We start from the raw sequence: 25,047 nt of genomic DNA, 5'->3' as shown, positions 1-25,047 counted from the left end.
CATCCTTTTTAAGCGTTTACATAAGTAGGACGGCGTTATCCTGTCTATGTACTCAACCCATTTACCTTTTTACTAAAATTAACTCGCCAGACTACGCAATTTTGTCAATCCGCGATGCATCAGGTTGCGTACAGACTGATAATTCATATTCATAATCTCGCAGATATCCTCGTATTTCTTTTCTTCTATATAATATAATGTAAGCGCTTCACGTTGGCGGGGAGATAATTGATCCAGCAGACGTCTAACCAATGAAAATTCATTCTTGCGTTGCTCTTCTTCCATATAATCATCTTCTACATCTGTAGGAGTGGATATGCTAACTTCTTCTACTGCCGTATCAGACATATACATACGTCTGCGAAGTTCATCACACAACTTATTCTTTAAGGAGATGAATAAATAAGATCTCAAATTATCGATTGTTCCTAATTCATCTTTCTTTGTATAGAGTTTCACGAAGATGTCATGAATACAATCTTTCAGTAACTCTTTATCAATGGTCAACTTCAATCCGTAATTAAAAAGGACGTTGATGTGCAAGTTATACAGCTGTGAAAAAGCTGCCATGTTTCCCGCTTGAAAAGAAGCGAGTAAAGTGTCGGTTGAATGATTAGTCTGTTCCATCATAGCATTAATTCGATTGATTTGATGTTGCAAAACTAAGCAGTATCGACCGCAACGTTAGGTAAAATCTGGTTTGTGGATTGAAAAAACAAGTATCATGTTTTATAACACTCTTTTACTAGAAATTACCAATAAAAAGCAAAAATCCCGCTGAATGGTCTTCAACGGGATTCTCTGCTTTATAACTTATGGAACCAATAAATACCTTCTTTCTTATCTGGTACCTTTAGATTATATAAGCTATTTATTTTCAGTGACTTATTTATTGTTTCAATCTTTCCGGAAGCAGGGTGAATGTACTTTAATACATACTTTCCGGACGATAATTGAACAGGAATTTCTGTTCCGGACTTGGAATAAATGATACTTCCAATATCAGATTTTACCATTTTCTTGTACTCATCCGTATTTGTTTCTTCCACTTCCATGGCTGCTGCATCTTTCAGGAATACTTTATCTGTACACGGAATTACAGGACATGAACCTCCTGCCATGAATACAGCCCATCCCATAGCCGGATAATTCTGTGCGTAGAATGTCACTGCCTTTTGAGGAAATTTCTGACGATACTCATTGACAGCTTTATATGCTTCTGTGAAAGTCACCTTTCCCACCTTCATCTTACGCATGTGCTGACGTGGCGCCATATTTTTTCCGCCTTCCGGCGCAAAGATTCCATCTGTTTTATAATGCCAGTACCGGATATCAATAATATCTACTACGGCAGCGCGTTTAGGATCTGCAAGGATTGCATCCTGTACGTCTTTCGTTGTACTCAATGCCACTTTCGCTTTCTTCCCGGTTTCAGCTTCCCATTCAGCTATCACGTCCAACCAAAATTGTACGAAGTGCAACGGGCCTGTAAATTCGGCGCTTGTCAACTGAATAACATTCGAATTGTCTGCGAAGTTATTCAGGCACTGACGGATATATTGTCTGTGCAGTTCACGACGAACAGGATGACTGATATCATAGAACATATCCGCCACAAAGATTCGTTTGTCTCCGGCAAATGGAGCAGGTTCAGGAAATCCGGTCTGATTGATGTTATTGCTGCTTCTCCATGGAGAATCTACCCAATGCGCACCGGCTTCCAATATATTGTGCTGGAAATAGTTTTCATGGAACAACAACAGTCCGTCCTTATTTCCTTTTTCTGCAAATTCTTTTAAGCGGCTCCAGTACCATGCATTAGGGCGTTTCAAATCATATTTGCTCAACCCTTCCCATGCTGTCCCCTGACCGCTACGACCGAATGGCTGTTCATAGAAAGGTCCCCATACATCACCATCCCGACGGCGAATCCGTTCGTGGTCATCCCGGCGACGATCGTACCAAAGACCATAATTCTGATCGAAAACAAGAATGTTTTTCTGTTTCATAAAGTCGACTACAGAATCAATGCGGTCGGTTAATCCCAATCCCTCGCGTCCCGGCACAAAGCGGGTGATGGCCGGACTTGCCTTTTTCAGATAATTGGTTTTGAGCTTTCCGTTCCACCAAGGGGTGGTATGACTGCCTCCAACCAATAGAGCACCGTTCATCTGAATACGTCCATTGGTTACAGTTACTTCCGGTTGGGTTAATAATTTAGCAGCAGCAGCAGCAGAAGAAGAAGAAGAAGAAGAATTTGCAAGCGCAGCGCTCTTTTTCTCTTTAATATCATCGATTGATTTTACTCCGGTTGATGCCACCGAAGGAGCAAACTTATTATCACCGATCCAATGTTCCAACGTCAACCGTGGTTTATATGCTTCTTTAGCGAGTTCCATAGCTACTTCCACTGTGGGACTACTGGTTGCACTTGTATTTCTGGGCAGAATACGTGCACGTTCTGCACATTCTTTGTTCAACCGTTCTTCCAATTGAGCATAAAAAATACTGCGAGGTTGTACATGATTGTTGGATTGTGCCCATTCACCGTCACCGGAGAATTGTGCCCAACAACCGTATGCACGGTTCATCGCATCTTTTGCCGGGGCATAACATTCGATTTCCGCTGCGGTACATTGCCAAAACAAGCTGTTTGCCGTATTCCAACCGGCTCCGTTTTTATCTTGTCCCAAATTCTTGAAAGTCAGGTTATGACCATCGATATTTACTACGTCAAACAGCAGTCCGCACGCCCAAGCATCAATAGAACCGCTGAATCCCAAAGATTCATACGAATCACATTGTACAAAAGCATTGGGACCGGCTGCGCAATATCCAGCAGCAAAGTCATGAATACCCTGTTCTGAATAGCAGCGTTGAAATAAAGTTTGTTGTCCCAGCGTATGGAAAGTGCAACGACGCATCCCTCCGATTTCTGAAACGGGTTCTTTCGAGATACAGTCTTCAACGGTAATTTTGGAACCTGTACGCTGAACAATTACAGCACTTCCTGCAAAATGCTTGAAATTAACCAGTCTCACCCAACAGTTTTCCGCATCTTCAATGGAGATACCTGTCCAGCAATGATCCTCGTCTTTAGAATAACGCTTGTCGTAATCAGAAATCAGTGTCATATTTTCTACGCCACAATCATGAATACGTCCGTTCCATTGATAAGTCAACAGGGAAGAAGTTCCATAGTTAGCATCCAAAGCTACGGTCAGCGGAGCATCCAGTGTTACCTGGTTGCCGTTTACTTCGCAGACTGTTCTGTCCCAAGTCAGATCCATGTCACCTTCTTTCCATCCCAAAGCACTGATACCTCCTCCAAAGATATCACAACCCAAAGAGGCAATCCATTCTTTGCCGGAAGGACGGGTAACCATGACGCGATCTCCTTTTTTCAGAGAAACACCCGAAGCAACTTCCAATGTTCTCGCGTTTACCGGAACATAGTGGGAAAGCACCTTCAATCTGTCTTGTACATTCAGGTCGTCCATTCCTTCCATGTAGATAAGCGCACCTCTGTCTACGCCTTTTTTCAGCAGTATTGTTTTTTCTTTATCCGTTCCCCGCAATACAATTCCGGATGCGGAGATACGAATACTGCCGGACAGGGAAAATTCTCCCTGATCGAGTAATACGGCTCCCCGAAAACCGGAAGCGTCAGGAGTCAGCGAAGCTACATAATCAATGGCACGTTGAATACGTGCAGTATTATCTCCGGCTTTCCAGGGTACAAACACCACATTACGAACAGAAGGAATATCCTGTTCGGAGGATTTATATCCGCATGTAGAGAAATCGAGAATCCGGTTTCCCCGATCATCATTCAGGTAAGTGATCTGGTCATTCTTAACCTGTAAAGCAAAGGTTTGCGCATAACTTTGCACAAACCCAATGCTCAATAATCCTAAAAGGATCGTTCTTACTTGTATATTCATTACAATAAACTTTAATCTCTTTTCATCCGGTTACAACAGACTTTTCCGTTTAGACAATGTATCGTAATTGTTCTTCAAGTCTGTCCAGTCTACCTTCTTCTTGGTGTCTATGCCATTGATGTATTTTTCAATATTGGTATATCCGTCACCGTTGCAGTCCATGTTTGCGTCAGCCGGGTCGTTCGGATTCAATCCGTTGGCAATTTCCCAAGCATCCGGCATACCGTCGCCGTCCGAGTCTACTGCTGCTTCACCTTTATATTCGGGCAGTCCGCCTACCTGACGAATATCTGTGATGATACCTTGTTTGTAAGAATCAGCCGGTAACCGTCTCTTCACGTAAGGAGAGACAAACTCCGGTGCATCTTTCGCATAAATGGCCTTTCCTGTTTGTACGGTCTTAATGACACGTGCATCTACTGCGTCACGTTTCGGAAAATTAGCTCCTACATTATCTAATACAAAGGTATAAGCTTTTTTGGTATCCATTACAGTTACCGGTGGCATTTTGAAAGCCTCGTCCGATTTAATTAGCGGCAGAAACTTTGCGACGTCCACCTCTTCTTTCAGTTGTACGCCTCCGTCCCAGTTATCTTTTGTAACTTTGGCATTGCCATGGATAATATTTCCATTTACGTATGCTTTTCCGAATGAAAGCGGTCTATTTTTGTCACGTCCTGCTTCCGGTTTGAGAATACGATAAGAAATCGGTTTACCTATCGGAGTGATCGGACCGGGTTTGAAGTAGTTGTTTATCATATTGTAGAAACTGTTGTGATCGCCTCCGTCTACGGAACGGTTCCACCAGTTGAAAACAACATTATTGACGAAGTTAAAGTCGCCGTCCATACCTACCGAACTGTTCCGGCTGATGTTGGAAGCAAAGAGATTACGGCAGAACATACTGTTATGCCCACCGATGGTTGCACCGAAAGCATGATTGTAGGTATCCAATGCTTCAGAGAAAATAGAATTCTGGATGGTAATGTTTACCGTCGGAAGTTTCAGCCCGTGTCCGTCTGCCCCTCTGTTGTATACATGACGGTAGATAGACATGTTTTCATCCAATCCCCAACTGGCGGAGCAATGGTCAATCATAATATTCCCAACCGCATTCCCTCCTACTGCATCATCACGGAAAGCTACGTCCTGCGCACCGCGACGGAAGCGCATGTGGCGAATCACAACATCGTGTGTATCGATCAGGAAAGATTGTCCGGTGACGCAGATACCATCTCCGGGAGCTGTTTGTCCGGCAATCGTTACATAAGGGGCACGTACGCTAATCGGGCTTTTCAAACGAATCACTCCCGCTACATTGAATACAATAATACGTGCACCTCCCGTTTCGCAGGCTTCGCGTAATGTTCCGGGGCCGGAATCTTCCAGCGAAGTGACTACGATCACTTTACCTCCACGACCACCGGGAGTATACATACCTCCGCCTTCCGCGCCGGGGAAAGCCGGGATATTACTTTTTATCAAATCTTCGGGTTTGGAGGCCCAAGGCTTATAGGGACGACCTTTCTTTGCTTCTTCTAACACTGTCGGCAAAGCTTTTTCCCATGCCGCATCCGATTTCCGTTCAAACTCCGCTTCTTGTTTTGCTCCTCTTGCTTTTACCGAGTCCGGAATTACAGGATACTGGGCTGCCACAGGTAGTACACAGGCAACCAGCATCCACGCTGATAATACTTTCTTAATGTTGTTCATTCTTTCGAATCTTAATTAGGTTTCTAAAAGGACGATTAAGAAAGCATTTTGTAATCGGTTATCTCTCTCCTTTCCGCCATTCATTCATATATTCGCGAGGGGACTGATTATATTTTTTCCGGAAACACTTACTATAATATCCCGAATCCTTGAATCCGACAGCAAAAGCAATTTCGGAAACACTTAAATCCGTATTTTTAATCAGCTCGATAGATTTATTCAAACGAATCTCTTTTACCAAGTCAACGGGTGCCAGGCCGGTAAGACTCTTCAGTTTCTTGAAGAATGCCGAACGGCTCAATCCGATACCGGATGCTATGGTGTCAATGTTAAAGTCACTGTCGTCCATATTTTCTTCAATGACCTGATGTATCTTTTCGAGGAACTGTACGTCTTTCTTTACCAAAAATTGTTCGTAGCTGTCTTCTTCGGTCGTTGTCTGGTTTTCCATTTGCTGACGGATTCGTTCACGAAACAGTTTCCGTTCGGCAAGCAACTGGTCGATACGTGCCAACAGATATTCCTTACTGAAAGGTTTGGTAATGTAGGCGTTCGCCCCTAAAGTAATCGCTTTGGTCTTGGCGCCTTCATCATTCTTCGCTGTCAGGATAATGACAGGGATATGACTGATTTGGAAATCTTTGCGGATGGATTGCAACATTTCAAGCCCATCCATTTCGGGCATCATCTGATCGGTCACTACAATATCCGGATGATACAGATGTACTTTCTTCAAACCTTCCACTCCGTTATTGGCAATATGGATATTGAACTTGTCTTCCAGCTGAAGCTTTATCAACTGGCAAAGGTCTTTGTTATCTTCCACCAACAGAAGGGTCGGTAATGAAGCGTCGATTTCCGGTTCTTCTTCCGTACCGTCTTCGGATATGGCATTTGCAACAGGATCTTGTTCTACCGAAACAGGGGCTGTCTCCGTATCTCCCACATAGAAGTCTACTTCCGACGGGCGGTAATGTTCCTTATCCATCAGAAGTTCCACAATAAACACCGCCCCTTGTCCTTCGGGACTTTCGGCACGAATCTGTCCATGATGCAGATTGACGATCTCTTTTGAAAGTGCCAATCCGATACCTGTGCCCTGATAATAGGAGTTTTTCGCGTTCTCTCCTTGTGAGAAGCGTTCGAAAATCTCGGTCAGTTTATTTTGTGGAATACCTACTCCGTTATCTTCCACCCGTACATAACAACGTTTACCGTCGTCTGTCAATCCGGTAGTTATATAAATACTTCCTCCGGAATGAGTGAATTTGAACGCGTTGGATATGATGTTGCGGATAACAATGCTCATTTTTTCCTTGTCCGCCCATACCATAATCGGTTCATCCGGCAACTGGAAAGTAAAACTGATTTCGTTTTCTTCGGAAAGTACCCGGAATTCTTTCTGGAAAGAAGCTATCATCTCATTAAAATCAATTAATGACACATGCAAACGCATCTTGCCGTTCTGAATCTTCCGGAAATCAAGGATCTGATTCACTAATTGCAGCATTTGATTGGTATTCTTCTCCATCAGATCCACATATTGCAATCCTTTCGGAGAGAGTTTTTCGCGTTCTCTTAGTTCCTGTATCGGACCTTTTATCAATGTCAAAGGAGTGCGCAATTCATGGGAGATATTGGTAAAGAACTTGATTTTCATCTCTGATACCTTCTGCTCAATATAAATATCATTCTTCATTTTGAGCATGAAGAAAGCCAGGCGCAGGCTGAAATAGAGAGCTGCCAAACCTAGAATTACATAAATAAGGGTTGCCCACCAGCTCAACCACCACGGCGGAAGGATAGTAATAGCCAATGTACAGTTGGAAACCAGCTCCGGATTGGCTTCATCTACGGTTTCTACACGGAATGTATAGTCTCCGGGAGGTACGTTGGTATAAGAAGCGATACGGTTCTTTCCGTTATAATGCCATTCTTTTTCATATCCTTCGAGTATATATCGGTAAGATACCCGGTTCTGATTATAGAAATTCAATGCGGCAAATTCAATCGTGAACATGGATTGATTGTAGTTCAGTTCGATTGCTTTGGCGTATGTGATGGATTCTTTCAGGATCGGACATTCGCGGAAACTACGCAGATCGCGGTTGGAAACTTTAAAGTCAACAATACGTGTATCGTAGTTCGTATGCAATGTTTCCAGTTTGTCGGGAGAGAATGTCAGGATTCCCTGCCGGGTACCAATCCACAAATCTCCATTCAAGGTACGGAGGGCACTACCCTCTTCCAACTCCACATTCAGGAAACCGTCGTATTTGTCGTAGTTACGAAACTGTTCGGTAGCTTTATTGAAGCAAGACAAGCCAATTTCCGTTGTAAACCACAAGTTACCGTTTTTATCTTCTACGATGGATTTGACTACATCGTTATTCATTCCTTCGCGTATGCCGTATGATTTGAAGATCGGTTCACGCTTTTCTTTATCATAGCGGACTAATTTATTCAAACCGCCTCCGAATACACTTACCCAGATTTGCGAATCAGTATCTTTGTAGAGTACATAAATATCGTTATCCGCTACGTTTGAATTTTCGCTGACCTGTCGGTACGTTTCAAACTGGATCTGTTCGGGAGCAGTGAAATGTCCGTCGAAAGACATCAGGCCATCCATTGTTCCTACCCAAATACGTCCGTCTTCATCTTCCGTCATGGTACGTACCTCCATATAAAGACCGTATGCAGGATATTGTTTCAAGCCATTGTATTTATGTATAAAGGTAATTGCTCCGTTCTCTTCGGAAATTAGATTCAGACCTCCTCCCAGTAATCCTACCCAAATGCGCCCCTGGCTGTCCTGATAAGTAAAGTACACATCGTTGTTACTGATAGAATTCGGATTCTTGGGGTCATTGATATAACGGGTAAAACGCAACCCGTGCGGTGAATTCATGTCCGGTTCGGCTTTGACAAGCCCGTTTCCTTTGGTAGAAAACCAAAGATTACCGTCTTTGTCTTCCATAATATGATATACGGCTCCCAATAGATAGTTCTTATCCGAGAAGATTTGTTTCACTTGTCCGTTACGATCCAGGCGATACAGAGCTTGCCAGCGGGTTCCTACCCAAATATCCCCATTTTGCGCCTGGAAGAGAGCACGTATTCCCTGGTTCCAGGAAGTCGATCTCTCGGGCACTACCGGAGATGGAGAAACTTCTGTCAGCAGTTGGAATTGCTTCTTGGGGAAATTAAGCCTGTATACTCCGCTGCTCGTAGATGCCAGCCAAAGGATGCCATCTTTATCCAGCAGAAGATGGAAGAAAAGCTGATTGGGAAGATCGTCGGAGAAAGGCTTCAATTGGTTGATACGGGTCATTTCCAGTTTCTCCCTGTCGAATAGAAGAATTTCTCCTCCCGGAGTCATAAAGAACATGCCTTGTTCGCCGGCATCCTGCATTTCAAAATTGCCGATTGCATTCTGATTGGGGAATGTAAAGCGGTGGTGGCTCCTGTTCAGGGGATCATAATAGGTCAATGCTTGGTTGCCTTCCTGAAACCATACCTTATCGTATTTATCATAGAATATAATTCCATTGTCCTTTTCGGGGATGGTAAAGGGGAGCTTGGTCAACTGCTTGTAGCCGATATTGTACTCGTATGCTCCTTCATTGGTGGTAATGTACATCAGACCGGATTCCGTTACCAGCAGATTAGAAACCGGCTGTTTGATTTCCGGTATCTCGTAACGGTTGACAACTCCGTTTTGCGGATCAATGCTATAAATGTGGCCTTTCTTGTCTCCCAACCATAAGAATTTAGAATTATAAGAGGCACAAGTAAACTGATCCGGGTTGGCAGATACCTTTTTCTGTATAAAGTCGGCAGGTTTGTCTTTCAGCGCTTCCCCTTTCCGTAGGGACAGAATCTGATAATCCATACCGATCCAATTGATAAATTCGGCTGTTTCGCAGAATATGTTGTGTTTCAAACGCATGTCGTACACGTTCACGTTAGGACGCGAATCATGCAATTGTTTCATCGTTATTTTACCTTCCTTGTCGGTGTACGCACGCAAAAGGCTTTTATCTTTTGTCAGCAACAATACGTCGCCGTCTTCGGTCGTCTGAATCTTGATAATCTGAATGTTCTCGGAATATTCTTTCACATCATCGTAGACGGCATGAAAGCTCTCATGCCGTTTATCGAACAGATAGAGTTTACGGTCGATAGTCTTAATCCACAGAAAACCATTCTTATCTTCTACGATACGCTGAATTTTACGCGGCGGAATGTCTGTGGAATAAAAGCCGTCATGGTTATCGTAGGAACGGAATTTACTTCCGTCAAAGCTGCATAGTCCATACCAGGTACCAAACCAGATAAATCCGTCTTGTCCTTTTAATGTACAGTTTACGATATTATTAGGCAAACCACGTTCAGCCGTGTAGTGTTCTACAATCATATTTGGATAGGCAAAAGCATACATGCCTATCATGGATAGTAATAGTATTAGAATATTCCGTTTTCTCATTGATAGCTATAATTGGAATTAAATGTACTCAAAGATAGTCTTTTTTTTTGAATAGTGCTTTAGTAACATATAAAAAACAAGTTGGCAGATCACCCTGCTAATCACTTATCACTAACCTGCTAATCACTTTTATCGTACTATTTTTCAGTTCCAAATTCAGTCTGTTGACGTTCTACTTCATCCAACACCCGTTGGCGTTCTTCCTCTGTCAGTTGCACTTTTCCTTCAGATGATTCTTTGCCCGGGTTTACATTGAGAGTGGACGGTGTTGTCCTTTGTATTTCATAAGTCTGTTCCTCATAGCAGAAAGGAAGTTCTGCAGGAACGCTTTCCAGTTCAATTTCAGTAGCTGTCGGAGCTTGAGTGCCCTCAAACTGTACGCGGGCTTTCACCTTTATTTTTCCGGCTTTCCGGGTAGAACGAATCAACACCGGAGCAGAGCCGAACTCCACCGCACGGGGATTAGCGCCAATAGTAGCATCTCCGATGATTTCTCCTTCACCTTCTACCGTGAAAACGATATTCTCTTTTGCCAGACGGCGCACATTTCCACTATCATCGGTTACTTCAGCAACTACGACGATAAAGTCAGAGCCGTCAGCTACCAGGTTCACTTTTGGGGTATCTATGTAAAGGCGTAGTTTGGTGGAACGTCGGGAAGGCATTTTCTTTTGAGTGCATACTACTTTTCCGTCGATGATTCCTTCGGCAACCATGTTTACTTTTTGCCAGTTCTTTTGAGTATAGCTATATCCGCGTGCTTCCCAAAAGTCCCAGACATTCTCGAATATAACGGGAGTATTCGGCATGTGCCCTTTGGCATGAACTACCGGTTTCGTCCAGGTTTTCGTTCCATCATAAATAGAAAGACGGACTGAATCACAGTTTGTAAATACAACTACGTCCTTATCGGAGAATTGTGACATTTCATGAGCAATGAATATCATCGGGCCACATTCTGCCAATGGGTGTTGGAGACTGGCCGGCGACTGGCTGCGAAATACTTCATACGCATATTTTTTCTGACGGAAAGCATCATAAATGCCGCCCCAATAAGGGTCCGGATGATAGCCACGCTGATGGTCGAACGGATGCCATTGGGCACCACCGATAAACAAACCGGTTGTGCGGTACATCTCGTCATAGCTCTTTGCTAAAGACATAGCCTGTACCAGTAACGGACGTTCTCCCCAACTGCGGCTGGCACGGTTATTATTGTTGTGAGCATACCAGTCGTCTACATTCTCCCCGAATTCACGGGTAAAGATACATTGCTCCGGCTTGTCTTCTTTTTCATCATCACCCGGCCAGCCATAAACAACGTCATAATGCTCTTTCACTCCGGCAGAATGGACATCGGCAGCAGCTACCGGACGTCCCGGATAGGGATATTCTTCTTTGGTAATCTCAAGAGCTTTCAAGGCAAAATCGAGCGGATAGCGGGTTTCATTCAAGATGGGTTCCCACATCAATACGGAAGGGTGATTACGGTCACGACGAATCATTTCGCGGGTATTCTGATGAACCAACTCCCCGAATTTCGGGTCTTTGTTCCAGTACTGCCATCCCGGAGTAGCGACAATCACAAACAGGCCGAGCTCGTCACAGGCATCCATAAAGGCAGGGTCTTGGGGATAGTGGGCTACACGAATAATGGTGCATCCGGCATCACGCAGACGTTTGGCGTCACGCCATTGCTGTGAGTTCGGCAAAGCATTGCCTACGTATGCAAAATCCTGATGGCGATTGGCTCCTACCAGTTGTCCGAAAGGTTTGCCATTCAGCCAGAATCCGTCTTTACCACGGAATTCTGCCAGACGAATACCGACACGGGTAATGCCTCCGTCAATGGATTTATTTCCTTTTTTAATGCGTGATTGTACTCTATATAAATAAGGAGTGTCCGGAGACCAAAGAGTAGGATTCTTTACTTCCATCTGTTGACGGATGGATTTCTTCTCTCCCGGCTTTAAAGAAAGTTTTCCTGAACTGCGTTTGATTACTTTTCCATCCGCGTCTGTCAAAGTCGTTTCTACAGTGACTGACTCGAAACGGGCGTCGTCATTCTGAACTTCGGTGTTTACATATACCTGCGCACTCTTTTCACTGATCTTATCAAAATGAACGAATACACCTCCACCGCCAACGGTTTGTGAATCGATAGCGTCAGTAATAGCTACCGGAGATTTGGCAATCATCCATACATCACGATAAATGCCACCATGATAAGCAAAGTCTAATGTGTATTGACGTTTTCCAGGAGGATAGGATTTGTCATCACTGTTGTCCGTGAAAACAGCGAGCAGACAGGAGTCTCCAGCCTGTACACCATTGGCAGTCAAGTCTAAAGTAAAAGGTAGATAACCTCCCAGATGTTCCTGGATGCGTTTACCATTCAGATAAAGGATCTGTTTGCCCATAGCTGCTTCAAAATGAAGCACTACCCGTTGCCCTTTTGTTTCAGCGGGGAGGACAAAGTGCTTACGATACCAGGCCGGTCCCTGATAATTGCGGCATCCGCTTCCTTCGGCCGGCATCAACTCTACAGTATGAGGGGTGGAAACGACATTCCAGGAACGGTCATCAAAGTTTACCGCTTCTGCTCCCCGGACATCGCCTCTGAAAAAACGCCATCCCGGATTGAAATTATAGACTTGTCGCCCGCTACCGGGAAGCTGAATGAATCCGGCAACCGATGTCTCGGGACGGTAAGTTTCTGCAGCCTGCCCTTTTTCTATCAAAGAGAACAGCAATAGAAAAGCTGATAAGATGATAAATGGTCTTTTATTCATAATTCTTTATTTATATATTTCATTCGTTAAATGGGAATTTATCGGTTAAATGGGAATTTTGCAGTTAGGCTGAAAGCCTTACAATTATATATTTATTGGGATGCCCTTTCTGGGCGCAAATTCAGATTGTCGCTTTTACGTAGGGCGTTGCCCTACGCTATATAATTAAGCCCTTTCAGGGCACTCCGCAAAATTATCATTTTTCCTTTTCAATCATTATAACAATATCCTTTTCTCTACTTTCCGGTAAAACTTTCAAGTCCGTCACTTTTCCGTTTTTCAGAGTGGCTTCTACTGTTGTTTCGCCCGGAGCATGAAGTTTGAAATGTACGTTCCATTCTTTCGGCCATGCCGGGAAAAGGAGTATTTGTTCTCCATTTGTTTGCAATAGCATTTCCTGAAGTCCTATCATGCCGCTACCTCCCCAGTTGTGATCGGGTGTCCAGTCATATCCCGGTCCCCAAAATGCGGGGAAACGATGCGGTCCATTCGATAATTTGGCTAAAGATAGTTTCTTTGCTTCTTCGGTCAGGCCTAAACAGGCAGCCCATATATTATCTTGTTTCCATCCGGTATGCGAACGGAACTTGATGGCATCCGGGTCATAAAAGTAGGTATTACGGGCTATATCCAGATCCTCCTTTCCTACTCCATAAATACGCCATGGAAACACTGGATAAAGTTGTGGCGTTTCAACATTATTAATTCGTTCCCAACTTACAGCGGGCGAAATTGTTTGCTTCAAGACCGGAGCAATAGTCGGATTCAACGTATCTTTTATTTCTATGTACCGCAATGGAATCGGAGGGATTGTCTTTAGCATCTCTTCCTTCTTTCCATAAGTTTCCAATACTGTTTTTAGAGCAGCGATGGTGCTACTGGCATTATTAGTCATCTTATATGTCTCACAAGCAGAGCCCGGGAAAAGAATCAGATGTCCGTTGCCATCCAACGCTTTCCGTCCCCGGCGGGAAGCTAGTTGCCGGTAATGTTCGTCGAAGAATGTCAGCGAACTCTCGATCAGAGGTAAATAAGGGGTAATATCAGCATTTGCATAGTTCTTTGTTTCCAATATCATTTGGCAGAACTCAAGAACCGTATCCCATTCATATTCCAGCCAGGCATTATATTCCAATCCTTTGTCAAACCAGTCCGGTCGTTTGAAACCATATTCTGCGGGGTTCGGCAAACCGAAATTTTCGATCTGCTCGCTAAAGCAGGCTCCATCATGTTGCCAATATACACGGCTTCGCAGTTCTGCATTTTTCAACATGTGGTTATAAAAATCAAACTGGGAAGGCATCATATCAAAGTCTCCGCTTTTCAGCATCGGCCAGTATACTAAACGTTGATTCTGTGCAGTCATCGTACCACCTCCCCATTTCCGGTAGTCAGGGGTAAAAGATTGTTTTTCATCGACATGGCAAGGATCAAAGGTAAATAGTCCACCATTGAATTTAGTCGGTACGCTGCCATAAGCATTACATCCCAGCATATAACGGAAAAGGGTGTAGTTTCTAGTTATTTCTTTGGCTTCACCATCTGCTTCGATAAAACTGCGTTGCCAAAAGGAATTCCACCACGAACGGGTCTGTTTTTTATCCTGTATGATAGTCTTCGATGAAACTTTGCCTTTGGGGGCTATTCTATGCAAAGCTATTTGTATTCCCTGCTCCCACTCTTCTATTGTCTCTGTCTGGTCTGTATGTAACACAATGCAGAAATGTTCTTTCCGAGCTGCTTTGGAAGAACGGAACTTCCAGGCACGATAGTCTGTTCCGGCATATACATCATCCGCAGTGCCTGCAAATTCTAAGTTTTCACCAAAAAGAGTTCCTCCGAAAGTTAAGTTTTTCAGAGGATTCATCATTTGAGATTTTACTTCGTTCATTCCTTGTTGAGCGACAACTACATCAAAAACGGTCTGTTCGGGATTGCGATGATAGAACAGAAGTTGATTTGTATTTACGGAAACACAGTCGGACTCCGTCACAGTACCTTTCGGGGGAGCCCATTTGTAGGAACACTGTTGCCCCTCTCCTTTTCTGACAGGCCGTTCCTGATAGCGCCAATTTTCATAAAAGACTTCAGTCTGCAACGGTTGTGCATTTGTTACCTCTACATGTATAATCGGATGAAAAACATCTACCCAAAATTGTATCTGCGTGTTTCCCGCCGCGATTTCTACATATCCGTCTTTCAGCTTCAACTCCTGACGAAAATCTTTAGCGTCTTTGAAAGGATTGGGCGACAGGCGGAGACGTACACGCCCTTGCTTTAACTGGCAGTTGTTTTCGTCGAATGTACCGCTACGGCTCACATAGAACATAACATCACCGTCTTCTACCCATATATTCATCCCAATATCTCCACCGCCACAGGGCATAGATTCAGAAGAATTACGACTGGGAGTATTCCAAATGACATTGGCATGCTGACTCCAAAGAGCCGACACGCCAACAAACAGTATGGTTATAATCAGATAAAATCTCTTCATATATTTTTCATATTTTACCTTGTCTATTTGCTATTACCAATCATCCGAACGAAAAGACCCTAAAGGCAATCCGTCGCAATATACATCTCCTTCCACATAGTTTTCAAAACAATATCGAACAGCTACCGGGTGCGGTACTTTATCGCTTTTCACCAGCATCTTACTACGTTCTATCCATGCTTTGGCCGGATAAAAAACTTTATCTTCGCCGGCTACCTGAAAGTTTTTCGATTCGAAACAGTTCTTGCCGCTGATCCACATATTGGCACGTTCGAAGCTGACAACTACGGTGTCGTTCTTTATTTCAATGCTTTTATAATAAGGACTTTCGCCATTTACACCTTCCACTCCATACGTTTTAGTTAAAGCCAGAAGAGCCAGACGTTCGCCTGCAATCTGTTTCTTTGCGGGATGAATACCTTTTTCCATTCCTGCATCCAGTAATACAGCCATACCGCTGTTAGCTACACGATGTTCAACTTTTGCCTGTGCCTCCCGGAGATATGCCGAATTTATCACTTCCTTTCCTTTTTCGGTAATAATCCCGTAATCATACGGAGCTATCTGGCAATAATAAAAGGGAAAATCACCCTGTTTCCATTCGGCACGCCAACCGTTAATCAATCGGGTAAACATATCAGCATACGTATGGGCACGATTCCAGTTATCTTCGCCCTGATACCAAATCACTCCTTTCATTGTCATACCGATTAACGGATGCAACATACCGTTATAAAGCACGGTCGGAGTACGGTTTTTAGATTTTATGTCGGCTTCCGTTTGAGGAATCTTCGCTTCCGGGAAGGCTTTCAGCCAGTCCGCTGTCATCCATGCTTCACAGGCGGAACCACCCCAGGCTGCTACAACCAACCCAACCGGAACATCTAATATTTCATTTACCAGTCTCCCGAAATAATAGGCTGTTGCGCTGAAATCACGGACACTGGCCGGGGTTGCTTCTTTCCACGAACCGATAACGTCATTCTGCGGAGTGAATGTAGAAGTACGTTTCACCGTAAACAGACGGATTTGCGGATTCTTGCTGTGAAGAATGTCCATATTGGCATTTTCTACCGGTTGGTTTTTGAAGCCTTTCATCGGCATTTCCATATTACTTTGTCCAGAACAAAGCCAAAGCTCGCCTATCAGAATATTATTCAGTGTCTTTTGGGTTCCATCATCAAAAGTCACAGTATAAGGGCCTCCCGCTTCGGGAGTAGCTACTGTCAGTTTCCATGCCCCATTTTTATCTGCTGTTGCTGCATATTGTTTTCCATTCCAACTAGTAGTCACTGTTACTTTTTTATGAGGAGTCGCCGTCCCCCAAAGGTTTGCATTGGTCTGTTGCTGCATCATCATGCCATCAGAAAAAATAGCCGGTAGCTTTACTTCTGCGTGTGTTGACAGGCAGGCAGCAAGCAGAAAACCTGCCAACATTGTACCTGTTTTAATAATTGAACTTTTCATACTTTAGCTATATTATAATGAATTGGGCACGGATTACATGGATTGCGCTGTTACTTTATGTAATACGATTCTCATAAACCGTGTAATCCGCGTAATCCGTGCCTTAAAAATCTATTTTATTCTGTGATAGAAAAACTCAAAGGTCCGAGTAATCCTGCCGGAAGCAACGTTTTCTCTGCCCTGCGATATTTTGCATTAGTCCAAATGCCATCAAACGGCGCTTTTCCTTCATCAACTCCTGTCAGTGCATTCGCCCAAGTATTTGTAACCTCTATTTCAAGCTCATTAGTTCCTTTTTTCAGGGCACCTGTAATATTTGCACGATAAGGAGCAGTCCAGATTGTGCCACAATCTACGCCATTCACACGAACAGTTGCCAAATTATAAACTGTTCCCAGATTCAGATAAATCTGTTGGTCTTTATTCGGTTTATTTTTCCAGCGGAAAGTGGTCTTATAAGTCGCTGTCCCCGAATAGTAACGTATCTGTTCGTCCGATTCTTGGCTCCAGTCGAAGAGTTCTTGTCGTGTGAGCGTTTTTCTGTTAGCTGCAAAAGTTATAGTATATTCCTTTGCTTCCAAAGCTATGTTTAAAGAGGCTCTGGCGATATCTTTTTTCTCCTTTTGCAGTTGGAGAGAGGACTCTCCATAGCCTTCATGTACTCCCTCCGCAGGATATACGATGAATACGGACTCATTAGGAGCCAATGTGAGAGTAACTTCTGTCCGGTTTCCGTTGATACGATAGGAAGGATGAATATTCATCTCACCCGTCACCGGATTCCAACATTCCGGTTTCTTACCGTTAATACGCATACTTGCAGTAAACGTGCGTGTTTCGTCCTTTTGGTTGGCTACGAAATAGAGTTCGCCAAGTTCGCCACGACGATGCGTCCAGGCAATATCTTCCGGCACGATCATGTCACGTTCCAAGCCATACACGGAAAAATCTTCTTCTGTATAAGGTAAAGAAGGTACAAAAATGCCAGCTTCTTTTAGTTCATTGATTTTCTTCTGCACTTCCGATGACAATACAGGTTCGGGATTCATTGGACGCGCAAGAGGCAGTATCAACACTTTATAACTTGCTCCACCCGGCAACGTTATTCGTCCGTTTTCGGCTTTCGCCAAACGAAGTAATGCATCTTTATTAAAACTATCGTATGCATATCCACGAAGCGGATTCACCCATTTCTCCGGATCAGCCATGTTAGCTGAATGAGTAACACCTACCGGACGTACACGTAAAGGCTGTCCCTCATTAGCCAGACGGATGCGTTCACTTTCCACTCGTTCTGCACCGAAGATTCCCGGTAGAGAGGGAACCAATCGTTCCGGTAATATCGAACGCCTCGGCACTTCTTCGCCTGTAAAGACTGCGATGTCTGTTACCGGATGCCCATATTGCAATAACGACTGGCAACGGGTAGCATATTCGGAAAAGGCTTTTGCGCCTTTATCCCACCAGGTCTGATCCCGTTGGAAGAATAGTCCGATGCCATCCAATGTCATGCCGGGCTTGCGGTCCAGCCAGGGATTATGTACATATACATGGTAGAAAAGACGATTGATTCCTAATGCGTAATTACGATCCAACAAGGCTTTCAACATTCCGGGGTATTCATCCCACGTGCCACGCACTTCCGTGAACCCTTCAGCCTGAATAATATTCTTTCCGTAGATATGTGCTCCGCTAATAGCGTCGAGCATATCATTCGGTTTGTCATGTGTAGGACTGTTCAACCAAAATTCACCCATCGGAAGATCTACTTTTTGATAATGTAATAGACCATCGCTTACCATCGTCGGAGCTACACATTCTGCCGAAAACTGGCAATCATATTCTCTCGCACAGTCCGCCAATACCTGATAAAACACATCTACGACGAGTTCTGATATGGTAGTACGTACGTCTCGCAGAATCTTTTCACTTTGTTCGACACTTTCCATCGGAATACCTGCCAATAGAGGTAGATAAGGCATCAAATCGTAGCCACGACGTTTCTGAAATTCAATAGCGAAACGTTTATTCCAGTTTTGGCTGCCACATTCCCAACTGTCGACATGCATATATTTCAGTACGCGACGAGCTACTTCGGGATTGGTCTTTGCAAATGCCTGCGCAAACCAGTTATCGAATTGCTTCTGTACCGTTTTTGGGTTAAACTTATCACATTCCAATCCTTTTCCGCCTCCCGCTGTGGCATTGGTATGTCCGGTAGCTGTATGTCCCATGCGGAGTAATTTCCATTTTCCTTTGGGGAGAGTGGCGGTCAATGTTTTTCCATTCGAATGACTAGTATATTGCTCTGTCAGATTGATGACTTGTGAAAGTGAATAGCAGTCCTGTTTCCCAACTTCCTCTTCTTTGGTAGCTTGAGCAACACGCCATACCAGTCCGGCTTTTCCTTCCCACTGGTTCAGACGGGCTTCCCGATGCAGGCGTAATTCTTTTATTTTCAGATTGGGCTTCCATTTGGCAGCATCCATATCTTCACTTCCCGGTTCGCTTCCTTCAGGAGTCCAGTAGAAACGGAAGAAACGGGCGGTAGTCGGAGGAATACTATGAGTTGAATTCTCATCCGTATTCTGCCATCCCTGACGGGCAGGAACCAACTGCTTAACCAAACGATAATTCACTCCGTCATCACTGGCCATTACTTTCAAGCGGTGTGCCTGATAATTATTACCATTTAAAACGATTTCAATATTCCGACAAGTGAAGGGTTGTTCGTATTCATACTGGATATAACAAGGATACGAAGAACGGATCACTCCTGCCGCATCCATATTCACTGTTTGAGCAGCTTTTACATTTCCTGTTGTGGCTAGATTGACACAGGTAATTTTTGCCTGCATTTCGTCCGCTGCGCCTTCTACCGGCAAAGCGAATAATGCGATGTCTTCATAGTAGTTTTCATAAGCCTCCGGTTGTGGCAAGCGGATAGCCATCAGCTTGCCTCCGTTTACAATCGTATCGCTCCAAACCACTTTCTGCATAGATTCTTCGGGAGTAATCCAGGGACCTCCCGCCAATGCGAAACCATCACAAATGTGCATTCCCAATTTCAGCCCCAAACGATCTGATTCTTCCATACTGAAACGTACCATCTCCCACCATTCGGGAGTTAGCTGCTGCGCCTTGCCATCGTATTGGGCGCCTTCGTGGATACCTTTAATCGGCATCAGGTAAGTACCTCCCAATCCGGCATGTTTCATTGCCTCCAAATCGGCTGTAATGCCTTCTTTAGACACGGCACCATACATCCAATACCAAAAGGTCCAGGGTTTTGCTTCATCGGAAGGGTTTAGAAATTGATCGCGAAGTGAGCGTGTTTGCTGTGCATCGGCAGGGCATACGGCTGTCCATGCTAATAGAGAAAGTGCAAATATTCGTTGTTTCAGTCGATTTTTCATTCCAATCTATATTTTTACAATAAAAAAGACGAAAATCACTCTGTTTTGTACTCACTATTAGCTTATGAGATCAGGAATATAACAACTTTAATCAAAAAAAGGTGCACCTCCTTTCCTACTCTCGGAAGAAGGTGCACCACACAAACAAAACAAACAATAGACGACCTTCACAGGCAGTATTTCGTATATTACTTAACTAACTATAAATCATGATCCATCTATCTGAATAAAAATTCTTTCTCTATAATCAGACGGTGTCATGCCGGTATGTTCGCGAAAGAACCTTGTCATAACGGAATTCGACTGGAAGTTTGTACGTGATGCCACTTCTTTTATTTCAAGGTCCGAATCCCGTAGAAGAGCCTTTATCTCAAGAATGGAATATTCTATAATCCAGTCTTTTGCCGAACGGCCGCTCATATCCGTAATTACCATTGTAAGGTGTTTAGCGGACACGCACATCTTTTGTGCATAAAACGCAACATCCCGGCTTACGGTATGAAATTCGATCACCAAACAAAAGAAGTCGAATAAAAGTTTTTCCTTACGGGTATATTTTACTAATTCGGCAGCTTTCGGATTTCTTTTATAAGCCACATAGATATCCCAATAGAAAACACGTAAAAGTTGCATAATAGACTCCCGTCTGAATAAGTTCCGAGGCAAGTTGATACGATAAATCAGTATATGACAAAAGTGAATGAAGCGTTGACATTCTTCATTGCATAGCGGAGTGCTGAAATTTTTCCGCATATAAAAGAAAAAATCAAGAGTAGGTATACATACTCCGCTTATCGTATCCATAAACAAGTTTTTGGATACTTTGAGAAAAGTCATTGAAAAGTCATCGCTAATCTCTGTGACAGCAGCCAACTGGAAAGGAAAAATAACAACCAGATCATTGGGAACAATCCGTCGTTTATTACCAAAAACATTGAAAAGCGCACTGCCTCCCGTACATATCCCGTTTATCCCTTCTTCAAGATACGCAGGAGTTTCATTAAGCGGTAAATCGTCTATTTTAGTATAGACATTAAACTCTTCTGTTTCTGATATATTATCAAATACTTTATTTTGCCTATATGGCTTATTATCTTTCATTGACTGCAATTTATGCTATTATGCTGTTTGTCTTTATTTCTTGCTTCTATATATACATATGTTAATCGTGACATTTTGATTAAGTAAATTGTACAATCAAAGATATGGGAAAGATATATAAGAAACTTTCTTTATCTTTCATCAGAATCATCAGTGCCAGAAAATATTCACCTTCATCAATATCAGGAATGGTTGTATACACTTTATCGTCCGAATATTTATGAATATCACCACATTCTATCAACATTCTGTCATTTACTGAAGACACAAGGTATAGATTGGCGCTATCCCATGTTAACATATCCAAGTGATGTCCAGTGATGACAATGGGGGCTTGTGGTGTAATCCTCCCATTACATTTTTTACTTGAAGGATCATATACTTTTTCAATGGCAGGGAATGGTGCTCCTTCAATCATTAATATTTCGGCTTTTATCGTTTTCATTTTGTATGATAATAAGTGTGTATATAAACTGATGATGATTTTGTTCGTAACTCATTTTAATGGAATATCCCGGATACAGCGGAGATAATAAGACTTCTTCTGTTTATCGTAATAGCCTGTATTTAGCCCATATCCTGTTATTTGATTATCAGGATAGAATCGCATTGACCATACATCTTTTGAATCTCCTCCTTTCTCTGTTGCAGACCAATAATAAGTGGCCCCTATTGTGGAAAGAGCGAATGGCTGAAAACCGGTTGTTGCCTTAGTCTCCTCCATTTTTTTATAAAAAAGTAAAATCAATGCACACTCCCCACGCGTAGGTACCCGCCAGGTTCCCGGTTCATCCAGCCCCTCTTTCCCACGATATGCGGCACATCCCTTGGCAACTGCAAAACTAGGAGTCGAATAAATATTGGTATTGGCAGCAGTAAGATATCCGTTTGCCGTAGCCCAATCCATTGTTTGTGCACCTGCCTCTCCTTCGCTATTTACAATATCAGGCGAAACGATAAAATAACCGGATACCTTCCAGTCACATCCTCCTTCTGTTTGCCTCTCTGTATGCCGTGTCGTTCGGTATACATAGACATCATTGCCGCTTTCATCTTTTTCAGCTTCGGTCAGACTACCCGAAATGTATTTATACAACTGAATATAGCTACGAAAGTTGGTGTTTTTGCTCCGGTCCTCCATCTTGTATTTCACCATTCCTTCATAATTGATTGCCGCATATTTATTCCCTTTTGAATCCGCATATATCTCTGTCGATTGAGAATATACTTTTAGTGGAATAAAAAATAATATATAAAATTTTATGACTGTTAATCTAAATATATTCATACTTCTTTTCAATTTATATTGTTAAATTCTTATGTTCAATATGGAACATAAGAAGGAAGAGACACATTCCTGACACATCTATCTGATCCGGTAGTTCTGTCTGAATTCCCAAACTTACCATCGGAAGCACTTATGAAATAATAATAATTATAGGGTGGTAGTGATATATACTCTGTTGTCGAGCCTCCACCTCCAAGTCCCGGTAGAGCAGCTACACAAAGCCCTAATAACTGGTTTGACGCAGGAAGATACCATTTGAATTCTTTTTCATCAATTATCCCGTTCCCGTTTTCGTCTCTGTTTCTGTCATAACACGCCCTTGCGCTAAAAGTACTGGCAGGGTATTGATATTGATATAATAACACATGTTCGGACGCATCTTTCTGTGGAATCGGGACATAGGCGTCAACCCAATTTTGATTGTAAGTATTTTCCGCTAAATGCCGGGTTGCCGTTTTACCATTATCCATATTGTCTGTTGCATAGGATAGTTCTGCCGTTTTGATATTCGCATAGCCAGTTCTCGTCGTTCCCGGCTTTACATCTGCCAATAAACTAGATGTAGTTCGTAAAGACATTCTAGTGTATACTAACCCCATAGTGTAGTTTCCATCCCCGTCTTTCTCTCCTCCTAAACGTCCAAGGTAAATTGCCGCCCGCTGGTCTAAACGGAATGTATGTGAAGTTTGTAGTGCTTCTCCCGCATCGCCATTAGTTGTAGTAGTTATTTTAATATATAGGGATCGTTTTCCTCCCGTAGCATCTGCACCGGGATCAAGCAAGTTCCCCTTCCCGTCATCAATATATTCATCATTATATAGATAAAACTTCAATTGAGTAGGAAGTATGGTGCTGGCCTTGATATATGTATCCAGAGGTTCTTTAGTATTATTATACGCATCTGTGTAATTGGAAGAAGAAGACAGGCGGAGCCAACTCTGTGTGGGATGTTGGGTACAGCTTTCATCAGTATATACACCCACTTCCACCATCCGTCCTTGAGTCTGGATAACTATCGGCCGGACCTCATAAGCTGCATCCAGATCATATTTTTCACTAGAAGCATTGTATTTAGTATCGAATTTGCCTCCAATGACGCTTACGTTCTTACTGGCGTGAAACTCCACATACTGGCTAGCAGAGTATGTCCTGATTCGTTCGTCGTTTTTCGCCGAATTTATGTCTGTATTAATAGTTGTGCGCAAATTATAAAAATGGTTGGGTTCCACATCGAAGTTATTAGTATTATTACTACCAATATACATTTGGTAAATCGCATATTTGCCTGTTGCCGATGTTGAGGTAGAATACGCCCATGCCTCTATCTGCATACCCAGTACCGGTGCACTACCCGATGATACCCCATTGACCACTTTGTAGTAGCGTTGGTTTTCACTTGCTATGCTTGCTACCGTCCCTTGACAATTCTGCGCAATATACCACGTTACCGAATAGAAGCCATTGGGATCGGGGTCACCAAATTTATCTATCTCAAGCGTGACATAAGTATCCGTATCGGTATTCTTTTCGGGATTGGTAAGCCGCACTGTACTATTGACATTCAGCAATTTCAGACCCTGCAATTTGTAATTTTCCACTTCGAGTTTATAGCGGAATGTAATACGTGCCATTAGCTTCCTGATTTCAATGCCTCCCACAAAGCCGGCAGGTTTGTTATATTCTACCAAACCACGGTTACCTCCGTCGATGTTTACAACAGTAACACCAGACACTTCCCCGGCAAAAGGCACTTCATCTTCAGCGGTAATAAGTGACTCCGTATGTCCTTCTACATTAGTCAGATATTCAAAGCCCCAATTTTTAAGGTCATTAAGAGTTTTCACTCCACTCATGTCATAATCAAATTTAGGTCCCAGTACCAACAGAAATAAAGTCTGCTTCTCTGCTACTACAAGGGGGACATCTATTGTCACCATATCATTAATAGCCGTTGCCGTATCGCTCAACTTATGGGGATTTCCATTAATGGAACCATTCTCATTGAACTGGAAAAGCCAGAGATTGTGCAACTTTGTTGTGCCATCGGATACTCTGGTCGCTGCCGTACGTTGTTCTTGTTCCAATACGACCGTGAAGGATGAATCAGAGTTATTTTCATTTTTAAAGAACGGCTTTACAGTAGGATATCTACCTGTTGGTGTTGTTTCTTCAATAGGCGGAAGACTGACATTCAAACTGACCATAACCACTTTTCCCGTAGCATTTCCCGGACCGAACTCATTCAGGTCGTCTTTTGTACAACCTGTAAATGCCAGTGAAAACAAAGCAATGCAAACTGTCCTGATACACTTTTTATAATTGGTTTTTATTCTCATATCA

Annotated in this window: 12 protein-coding genes; all 12 read right to left on the bottom strand. The window is 43.1% G+C overall.

Features of this window, described 5'->3' with window-relative positions:
• Window positions 1–78 precede the first annotated feature (78 nt).
• A complete protein-coding gene (locus KSX81_RS23370; protein WP_004296026.1) occupies window positions 79–630 on the bottom strand; it encodes an RNA polymerase sigma factor in 552 nt (183 codons plus the stop codon).
• A gap of 176 nt (window positions 631–806) precedes the next feature.
• Window positions 807–3,944 (bottom strand): DUF6298 domain-containing protein, encoded by a 3,138-nt coding sequence (locus KSX81_RS23365; protein WP_217725733.1) that lies wholly within the window; start codon window positions 3,942–3,944, stop codon window positions 807–809.
• A 30-nt stretch (window positions 3,945–3,974) separates the two neighbouring features.
• Window positions 3,975–5,657, bottom strand: a complete 1,683-nt coding sequence (locus KSX81_RS23360; protein WP_008640305.1) for a polysaccharide lyase — start codon at window positions 5,655–5,657, stop codon at window positions 3,975–3,977.
• A gap of 58 nt (window positions 5,658–5,715) precedes the next feature.
• On the bottom strand, window positions 5,716–10,146 hold the full coding sequence (locus KSX81_RS23355) for a two-component regulator propeller domain-containing protein (protein WP_083852324.1): 4,431 nt from the start codon (window positions 10,144–10,146) through the stop codon (window positions 5,716–5,718).
• Between the two features lie 137 nt (window positions 10,147–10,283).
• On the bottom strand, window positions 10,284–12,938 hold the full coding sequence (locus KSX81_RS23350) for a glycoside hydrolase family 2 protein (protein ID WP_217725734.1): 2,655 nt from the start codon (window positions 12,936–12,938) through the stop codon (window positions 10,284–10,286).
• Window positions 12,939–13,134: 196 nt separating this feature from the next.
• Window positions 13,135–15,435: a DUF5703 domain-containing protein gene (locus tag KSX81_RS23345; RefSeq protein WP_004318297.1), complete on the bottom strand. Its 2,301-nt coding sequence runs from the start codon at window positions 15,433–15,435 to the stop codon at window positions 13,135–13,137.
• A 33-nt stretch (window positions 15,436–15,468) separates the two neighbouring features.
• Window positions 15,469–16,902, bottom strand: coding sequence for a sialate O-acetylesterase (locus KSX81_RS23340; RefSeq protein ID WP_004318299.1), 1,434 nt, complete (start codon window positions 16,900–16,902; stop codon window positions 15,469–15,471).
• Window positions 16,903–17,018: 116 nt separating this feature from the next.
• The gene (locus tag KSX81_RS23335) at window positions 17,019–20,318 is read right to left on the bottom strand and encodes a glycosyl hydrolase (protein ID WP_004318301.1); all 3,300 of its coding nucleotides are present in this window, start codon (window positions 20,316–20,318) and stop codon (window positions 17,019–17,021) included.
• 207 nt (window positions 20,319–20,525) lie between these two features.
• On the bottom strand, window positions 20,526–21,419 hold the full coding sequence (locus tag KSX81_RS23330; protein WP_004318302.1) for a helix-turn-helix domain-containing protein: 894 nt from the start codon (window positions 21,417–21,419) through the stop codon (window positions 20,526–20,528).
• A 79-nt stretch (window positions 21,420–21,498) separates the two neighbouring features.
• Complete coding sequence (locus KSX81_RS23325; protein ID WP_004296035.1) at window positions 21,499–21,864, bottom strand: DUF4469 domain-containing protein; 366 nt, start codon at window positions 21,862–21,864, stop codon at window positions 21,499–21,501.
• Window positions 21,865–21,915: 51 nt separating this feature from the next.
• Window positions 21,916–22,707 carry a DUF1566 domain-containing protein gene (locus KSX81_RS23320; protein ID WP_004318306.1) on the bottom strand — a complete coding sequence of 264 codons (792 nt, stop codon included), beginning with the start codon at window positions 22,705–22,707 and terminating at the stop codon, window positions 21,916–21,918.
• Between the two features lie 35 nt (window positions 22,708–22,742).
• Window positions 22,743–25,043, bottom strand: coding sequence for a DUF4906 domain-containing protein (locus tag KSX81_RS23315; RefSeq protein WP_004318308.1), 2,301 nt, complete (start codon window positions 25,041–25,043; stop codon window positions 22,743–22,745).
• Between the last annotated feature and the right edge of the window lie 4 nt (window positions 25,044–25,047).

The sequence above is a fragment of the Bacteroides sp. MSK.18.37 genome, from assembly GCF_019129155.2.
In the GTDB taxonomy this organism is placed as follows: domain Bacteria; phylum Bacteroidota; class Bacteroidia; order Bacteroidales; family Bacteroidaceae; genus Bacteroides; species Bacteroides ovatus.
Note: the sequence above shows the minus strand (reverse complement) of the source record. Positions and strands in the feature narration are given on the sequence as shown.